Below are 15064 nucleotides of genomic sequence, written 5' to 3'. Positions count from 1 at the left end.
GATAAATGAAGTGGTATTGACTTGCCATCTTGACAGGATAGTAAAGCCAGGCGAACTACATTCGCTTGGCTTTTTGTTTTTTGTGGCAAGGATTAGGGTAAAAATCCTGTTTTGTGGCTTGCCAATTGGCAAGCTTCCCGTGATAATCCGCCGGTACAGCAGGAGAGTGTGATTTTTACCATTTGTTGGATTTAAATCACCACCGAAGGCGCAAATGCACCCGCAAATCGCTCAGGTATCAGGGACTGCTGGCAAAAGTAAAACTCTGGAGAGCGGTGCTCGGTGTTTACACCCGCAGCATCCACCGAAGGGCTCAACGGCAAAAATTCGTTTAATCGCGGTGTCTCTTGTGATCACAGGGCGCGGCATTAAATAGGATTTTTTCAACAGATGCTAATCTGTGGCCGGAAAATCTCAGGTGTCAGGACAGAGGGGTGTTGCCCGTCGCGCTATAGGCCGTCGGACTTAGAGGGCTATACCCTAAGGAACCCCATGACAACCAAAACCACACCATTGTATGAATCTCACCTTGCAGCGAACGCCAAAATGGTCGATTTCGCCGGCTGGTTGATGCCGATTCATTACGGATCACAACTTAAAGAACACGAAATTGTACGCACCGACGCAGGTATGTTTGATGTGTCGCATATGTGCGTGCTCGATATTGTCGGCAGTGAAGCTAAAGCGTTTTTGCGTTTTCTGATTGCCAATGATGTCGAAAAACTCAGTACCGAAGGTAAAGCTTTGTACTCGGGAATGTTAACGCCTGAAGGTACGGTGATCGACGATTTAATCGTTTACCTAACGCATTACGGTTACCGCATAGTGGTCAACGCGGGAACGGCGGACAAAGACATCGCATGGATGCTCAAGCAAGCGGCCAAATTTGACGTGCAAATCCATGTGCGCCGCGAATTGGCGATGATTGCGATTCAAGGCCCCAACGCCATCGCCAAAGTATGTAAAGTCATCCACGAAGATTGGGAAGACGCAGTGAAAGCGCTGAATGTGTTTCAAGGCTTTCCTTTTGGCCCGGTTGAAGACGGCTGGTTTATTGCCCGCACCGGTTACACCGGCGAAGATGGTTTAGAGATTATGTTGCCAAGCGACGAAGCGGCCACCTTTTGGCAAGCGTTGCTCAGCGTGGGTATTGCACCTATCGGCTTGGGCGCGCGCGACACTTTGCGCCTTGAAGCGGGCATGAATCTATACGGCCACGATATGGACGAAAGCATTTCACCGTTGGCGGCCGGCATGGGCTGGACTATTGCTTGGCAACCGGCTGAGCGTGATTTTATCGGCCGCGCCGCACTCGAAGCAGAGCGCGCCGTAGGCGTGGCGTTTAAGCAAGTGGGTTTAGTGCTCGAAGGGCGTGGCGTATTGCGCGAAGGGCAAGTTGTTGAAGTGGCCGGCGTAGGGCAAGGCGTGATTACCAGCGGTACGTTTTCACCCACGCTCAAGCATTCTGTGGCCATCGCCCGCGTTCCAGCGGCGACTAAAGACACCGACACGGTGCAAGTGGACCTGCGCGGTACGCTGACTGACGTTCGCATGGTGAAAATGCCGTTTGTTCGCAATGGCAAAAAAGTGTTTGCATAAATAATTCGGGGAGTGGGGAGTGGGGAATGGGGAGTAAACCCTGTTTTATCCTTGCTTCCAAATCCCAGCTCCCAAATCTCAAATCCCTAAGGAAAAATCATGAGCCATATTCCAGCCGAACTCAAATATGTTAACAGCCACGAATGGTTGCGTTTAGAAGCCGACGGCACGGTGACTATTGGCATTACCGATCACGCGCAAGAATTGTTGGGCGATATTGTGTTTGTTGAATTGCCACAAGTGGGTGATGAATTAGCCGCCGATGCCACCGCAGGCGTGGTCGAGTCAGTAAAAGCGGCGTCTGATGTGTACGCACCGATTGCGGGTGAAGTGGTTGCCGTTAACGACGCTTTGGTGGATGCGCCAGAATTGGCCAATACCGAACCCTACGGCGCAGCCTGGTTTTTCCGCGTTAAACCAGCCGATGCATCAGTGCTCGATGGCTTGATGACCGCAGAACAATACGCCAAAGAAATCGGCGTTTAAAAAAACAACACCTGACGCAGAGGCACAGAGGCGCAGAGAAAGTCTAAAGGTCTTGATGGTGTTTTTTTGCAAAGACGCCGCTTAGGGTCGACAAACTTGGTCGATTTAAGATGCTGCTTGAAAGCGACCCTAAACTGAGACCTTAGTTTTAAGATTTTCTCTGCGTCTTTGCGCCTCTGCGTTGAAAGGTTTTAAATTTTCAACCATTCTAGGTGCTTCATGTCGCTCTCTACACTGTTTAACCACGAAGAATTTATTGCACGGCATATTGGCCCCAATGCTGTCGATCAAGCGGCGATGCTGGCGCAAATTGGCGCCGACTCGATTGAAGACTTGGTCGCGCAAACCATTCCGGACGACATTCGCTTTAAGCAAAAATTGCCTTTGCCGGACGCCGTATCCGAAGTGGACGCATTGGCCAAAATTCGCGCTATCGCGGCGAAAAACATCGTCAATAAAAGCTTTATTGGCTTGGGCTACTACCCCAACATCACGCCGAATGTGATTTTGCGTAATGTGCTAGAAAACCCAGGTTGGTACACCGCCTACACGCCATATCAAGCTGAAATCGCGCAAGGTCGTTTAGAAGCTTTGCTCAATTACCAGCAAATGATTATCGATATGACGGGGCTGGATTTAGCCAATGCGTCGCTTCTCGATGAAGCGACGGCAGCGGCTGAAGCGATGGCGATGGCGCGGCGGATTTCGAAAGTCAAAGCCGAGAAATTCTTCGTAGATGAACAGGTATTGCCACAGACACTAGATGTAGTAAAGACGCGCGCGCAATACTTCGGCTTTGAGCTGGTGATCGGCGCGGCTACGGCCGCCGGTGATGATGATTATTTTGGTGCTTTGCTGCAGTATCCGGGTGCTGATGGTGCGGTGCGGGATTTAACTGCGCCGATTGCAGCGCTTAAAGCGCGTGGTGGTGTAGCAATTGTGGCGGCGGATTTATTGGCTTTGGCGCTACTGAAATCACCGGCTGAAATGGGTGCGGATGTGGCGATTGGCAGCAGCCAGCGTTTTGGCATTCCAATGGGCTTTGGCGGTCCACACGCGGCGTATTTTGCTTTTAAAGATGAAATGAAACGCTCGGCACCGGGCCGGATTATTGGCGTGTCGATTGATGCCAAAGGTAAAACCGCGCTGCGTATGGCTTTGCAAACCCGCGAGCAACATATTCGCCGTGAAAAAGCCAATTCAAATATTTGCACTTCGCAAGTCTTGCTCGCCAATATGGCGGGAATGTACGCCGTGTATCACGGCCCAGCGGGGATTAAACGCATTGCCGAGCGCACGCATCGCTTGGCGAGTATTTTCGCGCAAGGCGTTCGGTTCGCCAACGGTTCGGGCGGGACGATTGTTCACGACGCGTTTTTTGATACGGTACAAGTCAATACTGGCGCGCAAACTGCGAGTATTTATGCCGCAGCCTTGGCGGCGGGTTACAACTTGCTGCAAGTATCTGATTCAGTCTTGAGCGTGGCTTTTCATGAAGCCGCGACGCAAAAAGATTTGGGCACTTTGATTCAATTGTTTACTGGTCAATCTGCTGATTTGGCCGCTTTGGATGCGGCAACGACGGCGGTGATTCCCGCTGCACTGCAACGCACCTCAAACTATTTGACGCATCCAGTATTTAATCGCTACCACACCGAACACGAAATGCTGCGTTATCTTAAACGCCTCGAAAATCGTGATTTGGCGATGAATCATTCGATGATTTCATTGGGTAGTTGCACCATGAAACTCAATGCCACCAGCGAAATGATTCCAGTTACTTGGGCTGAATTTGGCAATATCCATCCGTTTGCCCCGCAAGCGCAAACGCTGGGTTACTTTGAAATGATTAATGGCTTGGCCGATCAGCTCAAAGCGATTACGGGGTTTGACGCGATTTGTATGCAGCCCAATTCCGGCGCGCAGGGCGAATACGCCGGTTTGTTGGCGATTCGTCGATATCACGACAGTCGCAATGAAGCGCATCGCGATATTTGCTTAATTCCAAAATCTGCGCACGGCACCAATCCGGCAACGGCACAGATGATGGGCTTGAAAGTCGTAGTGGTCGATTGCGATGACAGCGGCAACGTTGATCTGTCTGATCTGAAAGCCAAGGCTGAATTACACGGTGCGAATTTGGCGGCGTTGATGCTGACTTATCCATCAACGCATGGCGTGTTTGAAACGGCAGTCAAAGCCATCTGCGCCACAGTGCATCAGTTTGGCGGCCAAGTGTATATGGATGGCGCAAACTTAAACGCGCAAGTGGGCCTAACGCGCCCAGCCGATATCGGCGCTGATGTGAGCCATATGAATTTGCACAAAACCTTCTGCATTCCACACGGCGGCGGCGGCCCGGGCATGGGGCCGATTGGCATGAAAGCGCATTTGGCACCGTTTATGTCCAATCACGCGGTGGCCAATATCGATCAAGGCGACGCCAGCGTCGCGCAAGGTCAATCGGCCGTCTCGGCGGCACCATTTGGTTCGGCGTCGATTTTGCCAATTTCGTGGATGTATATCACGATGATGGGCGCGGGCGGCGTGAAACACGCCACTGAAATCGCGCTACTGAACGCCAATTACATGATGCAGCAACTCGCTGCGCATTATCCGGTGCTGTATACCGGCGCGAATGGTCGCGTGGCGCATGAATGCATTATTGATATTCGCCCACTGAAAGCAGCAAGTGGCATTACCGAAGTCGATATCGCCAAACGCCTGATGGATTATGGCTTTCACGCGCCGACGATGAGTTTTCCGGTGGCGGGTACCTTGATGATTGAGCCTACGGAGTCTGAATCCAAAGCTGAACTCGATCGTTTTATCGCGGCGATGATTTCGATTCGCCAAGAAATCGATCAAGTGCAAGCCGGGGTTTGGCCCGCGGAAAATAATCCGCTGAAAAACGCACCGCACAGCAAAAACGACATCGCCGCTGATTGGGATCGTCCGTATTCGCGTGAAGTGGCGTTCTTCCCATTGCCTTACGTGCTCGACAACAAGTTTTGGCCGTCAGTGAATCGGATTGACGATGTATATGGCGATCGCAATTTGATTTGCGCTTGCCCGAGCATGGATCAATATGATGAATCGGCATAATTAACGGCTTGCTTGAGGTGTTGATGGTTTTTAGTGCTATGGCACAGTAAACCAGCCTCGATCTCACCGCTTTATTCAGCCCCGCCAAAGCTTGGCGGGGTATTTTTATGTCTTCAAACTGACAATTAGACGTTGACGCGACACCGCGGATAAATAAATCGCGTTGCGCAAAAGGTGTCGCTAAACTCGCGAGCAAATTCTTACTTTTAATCGATTCATTGAATGAAAAAAACCTTAATCACAGCACTTTTGGCTTTGTTGCCATGGTGCGCGGTCGCGAGCGAAGCGACGTTTAATTACAGCGTCACGCCAGTGGTAATGCCCAATGTTGATTTAGAGGCTGGCGGTGAAGTCAGTAGCGAATGGCTGATGGCGTCGCTGAGTGTGAATCAGCAAATTGATGCACAGCACAGCCTTGGTTTGGCGCTGAGCGCCAGTCAACAGCAATGGCATTTTGATGCGCCAGTGGCTTGGGGTGGAAAAACGCCGTGGCAAGATTTAAATCGGCTGGAACTCTCGATGCCATATCGTTTTGTGACTGCCGATGGCTGGATTTTTGGCCTAACGCCGGGCGTGCAATATGCGGCTGAAGCGGGGGCCGATCAGGGCGAGAGTATCAATTGGGGTGGTAATGCCTATGTGGCGCATTATTTTTCGCCGCGCTTAATGCTGGGTTTAGGGGTGAGCGCATGGCAGAGTTTTGATGAAAACGTGGTGTTTCCGTTTGTATTACTTAATTGGCAAATTAGCGATCAACTCAGCTTAAAAAACCCCTTTGTCGCCGGGCCTGTTGGCCCCGCAGGGTTGGAGTTATCGTGGAAAGCGTCCAGTGTTTGGGACTTTGCCGCCGGTGGCACATGGCGCAGTTACCAAACTCGTTTGGCCAGTGATAACCCTATCGCGGCTAATGGCATTTTAGAAAACAACTCAGTACCGTTATTTGTTCGTGCTGGTTATCAATTTGCCCCGAGCACACGCCTAGATTTTTATGCTGGCGCGGCACTGAACGGCGAATTTAAAATCCGCAATCAACAAGGCGAAGCTTTGATCAGTGAAAGCTACGCGACGATGCCATTTTTGGGGCTGAGTCTGTCGGGGCAGTTTTAATTAATACTTTATCGATTATATCTTGCATTGATAAAGGTAATGATCTTGTAGGGTCGGCTTTAGCCGACGGTCTAAATAATGCGCTCGTTTGCAAGCGACCCTAAAAAATCAACTGAAGTAGAAAAGATAAGCAAGAAAATTTGAGCTAGGTATATTACGGCAGCGCTTATTTAATGTGCTTTATAGCCCAATACCTATAGCTAAGCGGTTTGCTTAATGAGGCCCATGGAATCTAGATTGGCACTAGTGGATTGATTGGTTTTTTCGCTTACCGATTGCTGCAAATTTTGCTTTTAAGTCAAAGCGCCATCATCAAGATGGCGCTTTTTTTATGCGCTGTGTACCGGCGTGAGCAGATTAAATTTGGTTTGCTCGGTGGCTACGCAGCCTAATTTTCGGTAGAAAGCATGCGCTTCTGGGCGATGGTTGCCACTGATGATTTCGATTCTGGGCGCTTGATGCTCAGTGGCAAAATCAATTGCCGCTTGCATCAGCGCAGATCCAACACCTTGGCCGCGATAGTTTGCATCAACGACCAGCCCGGTGATTTTGCCAAGTAGGGCGCTGCAGTGCAGCATGGGCAATAGATGGATACCAACTAGGCCGAGCGGGGTGTCGTTCTGTGCTGTGCAAGCAACAAATAGCGCATTCAATGGCGTTGCCATATAGGCAATACGCTGCGTGGCTTGATCTTGGCTGGCGGGGTAGCCCAGTTGGGTGAGTAACAGGGCAATATGGCTTGCATCACTGGCGGTGGCGCGGCGGATTAGGTGTTGATTCATCGTCGAAGGTGGTGAAGATAAAACCACTATCTTACATGCAAAACAAGCAACTGGAAATCATACGAACGGAAATGGCCCGCCGCCCGCCCGCAACGCTGGTTTAGGTGTTAGTGGCGAAGCTGGAAAATTTTTTTGGGGTTTCGCCTGCGGCGAAGATGGCTGCGCCATCAAGGGAAAAAGTCAAAAGCTGACATTAATATCATGCTGTTGTTGGGTTTTTTCGCGCCACGGCCCGCCGCGCCGCCCGCGCAACCTTGGTTTAGGTTTGAGTGGCGAAGCTAGAAAATTTTTTTTGAGTTTTTCGCCTTTGGCGAAAAAAAACAGCAAAACAAAAAATAAGGAAAAACTATTTCTCCTGCGGAGAACCCATTGTTTCGCCTACGGCGAAGGTGCTCGGCTACGCCTGCGCCTAGGTTTTTAGTTTAGAAGCGCGGTGCATTAACGGGCTGAGTTAAATCGGGGCCTCAAAGTGATCATCAACCGATTGATGTCGAGATTGATAGCTGGATTGATTTGGAGGATGGATAGGGCGTAAAAAAAGCCATCCCGCAGGATGGCTTAAACAAGTGAACATATCGCGGTGCTTTAGTCGTAACTAAGCTCGCTCGCTTTGCCCCAAAATACAAAGTAAGAATAAATTGTGTAGCCAATAATCGTCGGTAACACAATCGCTGCACCGCAAAACATAATCAGTAAGGCTTCAGGGCTGCTCGCCGCTTGCCAGATGGTGAGTTGATCGATGACCAAATGCGGGAAAATACTAAACACCAAGCCAAAGAACGAGAGTAAAACGATACCCACCGTGGCAGCAAAGGGGATCCAGCAAAAATTATCATTGCCGTTTCTTTGTCGCTGCGCCAAGCGCGGTAGCGCAAAGCCAATCACAGCAAATAAAATCGCCGTCATTAATGGCACTGGCGCGAGCAAAAATACGTTCGGCACTGAAAACCACAACGCAAATACCCGTGGGCTAATCCACGGCGTAGCCACTGACACTAACACCGTTGCCAAAATAGCAATCCATAAACTGCCTTGCGCCCAAACAATCGCCCGCTGCTGCAACGCGCCAGTTGATTTCATCAACAACCAACCCGCGCCCAATAGCGCATACGCTGCGGCCAAACTCACGCCGACCAACAGCGCAAAGCCCCAAGCACCCCAGCCGGGCGCAAAACCGGTGATGTAGCGACCGAGCATCACGCCTTGCGAAACGGTGGCCAGTAATGAGCCAACAAAAAACAGTCGATTCCATAGCGGCTGATGATGCGCGCGCGCTTTAACGCGAAAATCAAACGCCACACCGCGTAAAATCAGGCCTAACAACATCAACGCCACCGGCAAATACAGCGCGGTGAGAATAATGCCGTGTGCTAAAGGAAAGGCGACCAGCAATAGACCAACCCCCAACACCAGCCAAGTTTCATTGGCATCCCAAAATGGGCCAATCGAGGCGATCATTTGGTCTTTTTCTTTGGTATCGGGTTCTAGCTCAAGCAAAATGCCGACGCCAAGGTCATACCCATCCAAAACAACATAGGCGAACATCGACACCACCATCAAGCCAGCAAAAATCACCGGCAGCCAGTAGGCCAAATCAATTGTGCTCAACATGATTATTGCTCCTGAGCAGGGCGGCCTGCTTTGTTGGCGAGGTAAAACACCACCGAAATATAAGAAACGAGTAAGAAGGCATACAGCGTGAGGTACATGATTAAGGTGCTTAAAATCATGCCGCCGCCGACATTGGACGCCGCATCGCTGGTTTTAAGTACGCCGTAAACCAACCAAGGTTGACGCCCAATTTCAGTCACATACCAGCCAGCAACGGTGGCAACCCAGCCACTAAACGTCATGCCGATCAAGAGTTTGCACACCATCGGTGACAAAGTTTTGCCGCCGCGCAATTGCCATGCCGCCAGCCAGCTCACCAAGAGCATTAGCATGCCCATGCCGACCATCACGCGAAAACTCCAAAACACTTTGGCCACCGGAGGGTGATCAGCAAAAGCGTTAATGCCTTGCAACTCACCATTTATATCGTGCGTTAAAATCAAGCTAGCGAGTTTTGGGATCGCAATCGCGTATTCATTGGTTTGCGTTGCTGCATTGGGTAGGGCAAACAACGTTAGCGGTGCGCCGCGCTCGGTATGCCAAATCCCTTCAATCGCGGCAATTTTGGCCGGTTGATGTTTGAGCGTATTAATGCCGTGTAAATCACCCAAGAAAATTTGCAATGGAATCAAGGCTGCAGCAAGGAAAACACCGGTTTTAAGCGAGGCCATAATGCTGGCGTCACGTTGGCCTTTGAGCCAGCGAAATGCCGATACACCCGCCAGTAAAAACGCCACCGTTAAGCCTGAAGCCAGCAGCATATGGCTTAAGTGATAGGGCATCGAAGGGTTGAAAATAATCGCTAACCAATCGGTGGCATGCGCTTGGCCGTTAATCATTTCAAAGCCAACCGGCGTTTGCATCCAAGAATTGAGCGCAATAATCCAAAATGCCGATAACGTAGTGCCACCAGCGACTAACACCGTCGCCAGCGTATGAATCCGATTGCTGACTTTTTTCTGGCCAAACAACATAATGCCCAAGAAAGTCGCCTCAAGGAAAAACGCCGTGAGCACTTCGTATGCCAGCAATGGTCCGGCGATGTTGCCGACGGTTTTCATAAAGCCCGGCCAATTGGTGCCAAATTGAAAACTCATCGTAATGCCGGTCACCACGCCCAGCGCAAAAGTCAGCGCAAAAATCTTGACCCAAAAGCCATACGCATCCAGCCATTTTTGCTCGCCGGTGGCATTAAAGCGCAGTTTAAAAAACAGCAATGCCCAGCCCATGGCGATGCTAATCGTTGGGAATAAAATATGAAAAGTGATATTGGCGGCAAATTGAATTCGCGCTAATACAATCGGGTCGAGTAGACCGGTGGCTTCGGGGAGCATATTGATTCCTTACTCTTTCTCGCTTGAGCGAGGGAATGATAATTTTTGTTTGAACTCTAAAAACTTTTGTACTTGAGCGCCCAGCGTCATGAGCTTTTTCAGTGTTTCAACGTCTAATTTTTGAATGTCACTAAACCAGCTGGTAGTTAGGTCAATCAAATCGTGCATTTGGCCCATTCGGGCCTGCGCATGGCGCTCGGCTTCGTTGGCGGGCGTTTCCATCAGTGCTTCGCGCAGCATCGACAGCGTTGGTTCTACTTCACGTTTTTTTCTTTCATCGGCCAGCGTTTTAAAAATCGCCCACACATCCTCGGGCGTTGAATAGTATTCGCGGCGATCCCCAGGGAAATGCTGCAATTTCACCAATCGCCAAGACTCCAACTCTTTGAGCCCCATGCTGACGTTCGAGCGGGAAAAGCCCAGCGCTTCGGCCATTTCATCGGCGTTAAGTGGCTTTTCGCTAACAAACAGCAGAGCGTACATTTGGCCAACGGTGCGATTGATGCCCCAGCGGCTACCCATCTCGCCAAAGTGCAGCACAAACGATTGAATCAAAGGAGTGAGGTTCATGAATGTTTTGAATTTTCAGTAATTTGTGAAATTTGATATGGATCATATTCTTTGCAGAAAAATATTGCAATCTAGAAAATCAGTTTGCTGAACTTGTTACGCACTAAGTGCTTGTTTTTTCGACAGAAGGCGGCCGATACGATTTTGTAATTAAGCGATAGTCATATTCCAGAAAGGTGGTGCTATAGCGTTTACGTTACAATGCCCGCCATTCAAGGTGATTGATCGTGTAAGCGATTAATTTAAACGGGAAACAGGTTTAAACCCTGTGCTGCCCCTGCAACGGTATTTCAGTGTGGATCCATCACAAAACACAGCGCAGCAACGATGCGCTTTGCTTTAGCCACTGCCTCAATGTTTAGCGTTTATTGGCCGTTATCGGCCATTCAAGCGCTGCAGTAGGTGGGAAGGCGATGTATTTTTCTGATTAGCCCGGAGACCGGCCTTGTTGCTCGCAATTGAGCGAGATTGACGCACTGGCAGGGACGCCGTGGCGGAATGGTCTTTGTCGTTGATGCGATGGTGATGTGTTCTGCGCGGTTTCCTGTTTTTAATATGCAATATGCAACGGGCGTATTGCCGGAGACCTAAATGAACACCAGCATCAGCAAAACCTACCTATTGATTTTGTCGGCCTTGGCGACCTTGCCAGCGATGGCCGAAGTCACCCAGCTTGACGACGTAGTTGTCACCGCCACGCGTATTGCGCAGCCACTGCGCGAAGTGGTCGGTGATGTCACCGTACTCGATCGTGAGGCCATCGCCGCACAAGGCAACTCCAGCTTACAAGAAGTACTGTCGCGCCAGCCTGGCATCCAAATTAGTAATTTGGGCGGTCCGGGTAAATCGACTTCGGTTTACTTACGCGGCGCGAATAACTCGCAAACCTTGGTGTTGATCGACGGCGTTAATTTTGGCTCGGCCACGCTGGGCGGTGCATCGCTGCAAAATATTCCATTAGATCAAATTGAGCGGGTTGAGATTTTGCGCGGCCCAGCCGCCAGCTTATATGGCAGCGGCGCCATTGGCGGCGTGATTCAGATTTTTACTCGTCAAGGCGATGCTAAATCGAGCGCCGAAATCGGTTATGGCAATCACAATACCGTCGATGCCAAAGCCACGCTAGCCGGTGGTGATGCATCAACGCGCTATTCAATCACCGCCGCGCATTTTAAAACCGATGGTATTAACGCCATCGTGAATCCAAAAAACAGCAATTACAATCCTGATCAAGACGGTTATGAAAATAACAGTCTGTCGCTCGCAGCCCAGCATAAAATCAACGCTCAGCATGCTTTTGGCGTAAGCGCTTTGGGTGCGTGGGGTGAAAATCATTACGACAGTTCAATCAGTAATTCTGCGTTTAAGCCAGTAGCGCAAAGCTACGATTATCGCGACAAGTCATTCAATGGTAGCGCCAATGTTTGGTCAAAAAATCAATGGAATGACATCTGGACTAGCCATTTAAAGGCCGGTACCAGTATTGACGAAGGCAAAAATTACACCCCATTGTCAGCGAATGATTATCGCGATCAAGTCAACAAAATCAAAACCCAGCAAAGCTTATTGTCGTGGGTGAATGACTTGTCGATTTTGGGTGGCACAGTGCAAGTGGGCGCGGAAACGCTAGGGCAAAAAGTAACGAGTGACACTGATTACAGTGTTGACCATCGCCGAATTAATAGCGTTTTGGCGGCGTATTTGGTGACGGTGTCGGACGTGACGCTGCAATTAAATGGTCGAAGCGACGACAATTCGCAATACGGCCGCAATAACACCGGCACGCTGGGCTTGGCTTGGCAAGCCAATGATGATTGGTCGCTTGGCACCACCATGGGCACCGCATTTAAAGCGCCAAGCTTTAATGATTTGTATTGGCCAGGTTCAGGTAATCCAAACGTTAAGCCTGAAGAATCCAATAGTAAGGAAGTGTTTGTTCGCTTTGCCACTAATCGCTTCCAAAGCTCGCTCACGGTGTATGAAAATAAAGTCACCAATTTGATTGAATGGGCACCAACGCCGTCAGGTCTGTGGCAGCCGAGCAATATCGGCACCGCTAAATTAGGTGGCGCAACGCTGACTGCTGATTGGCAATCTGCGGGGTATATCGCTGGCGCGAGCTACGACTATCTCGATGCGAGAGATACCTCCTCGGGTGCGAATAAAGACCGCCAATTGGCGCGCCGCGCTAAGCACGCTGGCGTAGCGTATGTGGGTTTACAAACGCCAGTTTGGATGGCGCGTGTTGAAATGCAGGCGCAAGGCCAGCGTTTTGATGATGCCGCCAATAAGAAAGTCTTGGCTGGCTACGCGCTGACTAATTTGGCAGCGAGCTATCAGCTGGATAAAGATTGGTCATTGCATGCTCGCGTGAATAATCTATTTAATCGTGATTATCAATTGGCCAAAGATTACGGTAGTTTGGGTGTGAATGGGATTGTCAGTGTGCGCTGGCAGCCTAAGTAAGTATGATGTGGCTTAACCCCACCGGACTATTGGCGGCGCTGTGCGTTGCGCTGCTGCTCGAATGCTGCTGGGGAGAGCCACGTCGCTACCATCCTTTAGTTGGCTTTGGCCGACTTGCCAACACGCTAGCGCAGCGATTCAATCGCGGTGCTGGCTTGGTGCTTCGCGGTGGCTTGGCTTGGCTGATTTTAGTCGGCGGTGCGCTGGGCGTGTTTATTGGGCTGCGCTGGCAAGTCATGCAATATTCGCCGCTATGGGCGTATGCGCTCGATGCTTGGGCGTTGTGGTTTTCGCTGGGCGCAAAAAGTTTATTAGCGCATGTGGCGGCAATTGGTGCGCCGTTATTGGCTGGCGATTTACCCTTGGCGCGCACGCAATTGCAAAAAATTGTCAGCCGTGATTGCCAAGCGCTCGATGCATCCCAAGTCGCCGCTGGTGCGGTGGAATCGTGTTTAGAGAATGGCGCGGATGCGATTTTTGCCAGTTTGTTTTATTTCATGCTATTGGGTGGCGCGGGCGCGCTCGTACATCGCTTGGCCAATACCTTGGATGCGATGTGGGGCTACAAAACGCAAAAATGGCTGCGCTTTGGCCGTTGTGCGGCGCGCATGGATGATGTGCTCAATTGGGTGCCAGCGCGATTGTGTGCGGTATCTTACGCTTTGCTTGGGCAAACTCGATTGGCGTTCATGGCATGGCGACAGCAAGCGCCGCTGTGGGATAGCCCCAATGCCGGCCCGGTGATGGCCGCGGGCGCTGGCGCGCTGGGGATTCGCTTGGGCGGTGCGGCGCCTTATCATGGTCAAATTGAGCTGCGGCCTGAATTAGGCTTTGGCCCGTTGGCTAGTGCGCCAGATATCGCGCGTAGCATTCAGCTCATTCAAACTACGCTGGCATGTTGGCTGGGCGGGATGGTTTTGGTTTTATTCTTTGCGATGGTGATTCATAGTGGCTGATTTTAAACAGGGCAGGCCATGTCATGCAGCGCCACGGCATGGTGGCAATTTATTGGCAGTACAAGCGCGTTTTGGTGGCGGTGACGCCGATTGGCTCGATTGCTCAACGGGGATTTCGCCTTACAGCTACCCTTTGCCGGCGATGCCCGAATCGGTCGCGCAGCGTTTGCCGCAAATCAGCGCTGAGTTTGGGGTGGTGCTGAAACAATATTACGGCAGTGCCCAGTGTTTGCCGGTGGCGGGATCGCAAGCGGCAATTGTGGCTTTGCCGCAGTTGCGCGCGCCTTGCCGCGTCGGCGTTTTACGCTTGTCGTATGCCGAGCATGCATGGCGTTGGCAGTTGGCAGGGCATGTGATGTGTGTACTGGCGCGAGACGAGATCGATGCCGCGCTCGATACGCTGGACGTGCTGATTTTAGTCAATCCCAATAATCCTGATGGGCACTGTTGGACGGCGCAGCAGCTATTGGCCATGCACGCCAGATTGGCCGCGCGTGGTGCTTGGTTAATTGTTGATGAAGCCTTTATTGATGTTGATGCCGCTGAGAGTGTGTGCCAAGCCGCGAGTCAGCCTCATCGCTCTGGCTTGATTGTTTTGCGTGGTATTGGCAAGTTTTTTGGTTTGGCAGGGCTGCGTTTGGGGCTTGTTTTTACTGATCAAGCCATATTGGCGGCTTTGGCGCAAATCATCGGCCCATGGTCGGTGAGTGGCCCCGCATTATGGGCTGGACAATTGGCCTTAGCGGATGTGGCGTGGCAGCAATTGCAAAAAACGTGTTTGCAGCAAGCAGGCCAAGCGATGCGCGCGCAATTAATGACGCACGGTTTAATCCCAAGCAGCGAGCATCCACTGATGCAGTTTTGTGTGGTCGATCAGATTGATCAATGGGGGTATGCGCTGGCAGCCAATGGCATATATGCTCGGGTGTTCAATACCCAAGATGTTGGTGTTAATGCGCTGCGTTTTGGCGCGTTAACGCTGCAGCAACAAGCGCAGTTTGCGCAGCGTTTAGCGCGCGCTGCAGCGCAAGCTCAATCGACTTAGGAG

General features: G+C 50.9%; 12 protein-coding genes and 2 riboswitches. Of the genes, 8 read left to right on the top strand and 4 right to left on the bottom strand.

Annotated features, from left to right (window positions below; all coding sequences use genetic code 11):
• Positions 1-149 precede the first annotated feature (149 nt).
• Positions 150-258: riboswitch (glycine riboswitch) on the top strand.
• A gap of 234 nt (positions 259-492) precedes the next feature.
• The 4 genes from gcvT to LG219_RS02250 all read left to right on the top strand — a co-directional run bounded on the left by gcvT (position 493) and on the right by LG219_RS02250 (position 6297).
• Complete coding sequence (gene gcvT, locus LG219_RS02265) at positions 493-1599, top strand: glycine cleavage system aminomethyltransferase GcvT (RefSeq protein ID WP_226762920.1); 1107 nt, start codon at positions 493-495, stop codon at positions 1597-1599.
• 99 nt (positions 1600-1698) lie between these two features.
• A complete protein-coding gene (gene gcvH, locus LG219_RS02260) occupies positions 1699-2085 on the top strand; it encodes a glycine cleavage system protein GcvH (protein ID WP_210768914.1) in 387 nt (128 codons plus the stop codon).
• A 219-nt stretch (positions 2086-2304) separates the two neighbouring features.
• Positions 2305-5190: an aminomethyl-transferring glycine dehydrogenase gene (gcvP, locus tag LG219_RS02255; RefSeq protein ID WP_226762919.1), complete on the top strand. Its 2886-nt coding sequence runs from the start codon at positions 2305-2307 to the stop codon at positions 5188-5190.
• A 222-nt stretch (positions 5191-5412) separates the two neighbouring features.
• Positions 5413-6297: a DUF6268 family outer membrane beta-barrel protein gene (locus LG219_RS02250; RefSeq protein WP_226762918.1), complete on the top strand. Its 885-nt coding sequence runs from the start codon at positions 5413-5415 to the stop codon at positions 6295-6297.
• A gap of 329 nt (positions 6298-6626) precedes the next feature.
• Here the strand turns inward: LG219_RS02250 and LG219_RS02245 are convergent, their stop codons facing one another.
• The 4 genes from LG219_RS02245 to LG219_RS02230 all read right to left on the bottom strand — a co-directional run bounded on the left by LG219_RS02245 (position 6627) and on the right by LG219_RS02230 (position 10594).
• Complete coding sequence (locus tag LG219_RS02245) at positions 6627-7079, bottom strand: GNAT family N-acetyltransferase (protein ID WP_226762917.1); 453 nt, start codon at positions 7077-7079, stop codon at positions 6627-6629.
• A gap of 585 nt (positions 7080-7664) precedes the next feature.
• Positions 7665-8690 carry a cytochrome d ubiquinol oxidase subunit II gene (locus LG219_RS02240; RefSeq protein WP_226762916.1) on the bottom strand — a complete coding sequence of 342 codons (1026 nt, stop codon included), beginning with the start codon at positions 8688-8690 and terminating at the stop codon, positions 7665-7667.
• 2 nt (positions 8691-8692) lie between these two features.
• A complete protein-coding gene (locus LG219_RS02235) occupies positions 8693-10024 on the bottom strand; it encodes a cytochrome ubiquinol oxidase subunit I (protein WP_226762915.1) in 1332 nt (443 codons plus the stop codon).
• A gap of 9 nt (positions 10025-10033) precedes the next feature.
• On the bottom strand, positions 10034-10594 hold the full coding sequence (locus LG219_RS02230) for a GbsR/MarR family transcriptional regulator (protein WP_173534061.1): 561 nt from the start codon (positions 10592-10594) through the stop codon (positions 10034-10036).
• 198 nt (positions 10595-10792) lie between these two features.
• Positions 10793-11056, top strand: a riboswitch (cobalamin riboswitch).
• A gap of 6 nt (positions 11057-11062) precedes the next feature.
• Here LG219_RS02230 and LG219_RS15365 point away from each other — a divergent pair.
• From LG219_RS15365 to cobD, 4 genes are read left to right on the top strand one after another with little or no spacing between them, the layout of a single operon-like run.
• Positions 11063-11185 carry a hypothetical protein gene (locus LG219_RS15365; RefSeq protein ID WP_255587464.1) on the top strand — a complete coding sequence of 41 codons (123 nt, stop codon included), beginning with the start codon at positions 11063-11065 and terminating at the stop codon, positions 11183-11185.
• Positions 11186-13060 (top strand): TonB-dependent receptor domain-containing protein, encoded by a 1875-nt coding sequence (locus tag LG219_RS02225; RefSeq protein ID WP_226762914.1) that lies wholly within the window; start codon positions 11186-11188, stop codon positions 13058-13060.
• A 2-nt stretch (positions 13061-13062) separates the two neighbouring features.
• Positions 13063-14016 carry an adenosylcobinamide-phosphate synthase CbiB gene (gene cbiB, locus LG219_RS02220; RefSeq protein WP_226762913.1) on the top strand — a complete coding sequence of 318 codons (954 nt, stop codon included), beginning with the start codon at positions 13063-13065 and terminating at the stop codon, positions 14014-14016.
• Positions 14009-15061, top strand: a complete 1053-nt coding sequence (cobD, locus tag LG219_RS02215) for a threonine-phosphate decarboxylase CobD (RefSeq protein ID WP_226762912.1) — start codon at positions 14009-14011, stop codon at positions 15059-15061. The genes cbiB and cobD overlap by 8 nt, the downstream gene beginning before the upstream one ends.
• Positions 15062-15064: the final 3 nt, after the last annotated feature.

Origin of the sequence: Deefgea salmonis (genome assembly GCF_020531905.1) — a bacterium.
In the GTDB taxonomy this organism is placed as follows: Bacteria; Pseudomonadota; Gammaproteobacteria; order Burkholderiales; family Chitinibacteraceae; genus Deefgea; species Deefgea salmonis.
The sequence above is the reverse complement of the archived record's forward strand: the minus strand, read 5'-3'. Positions and strand labels throughout refer to the sequence as shown.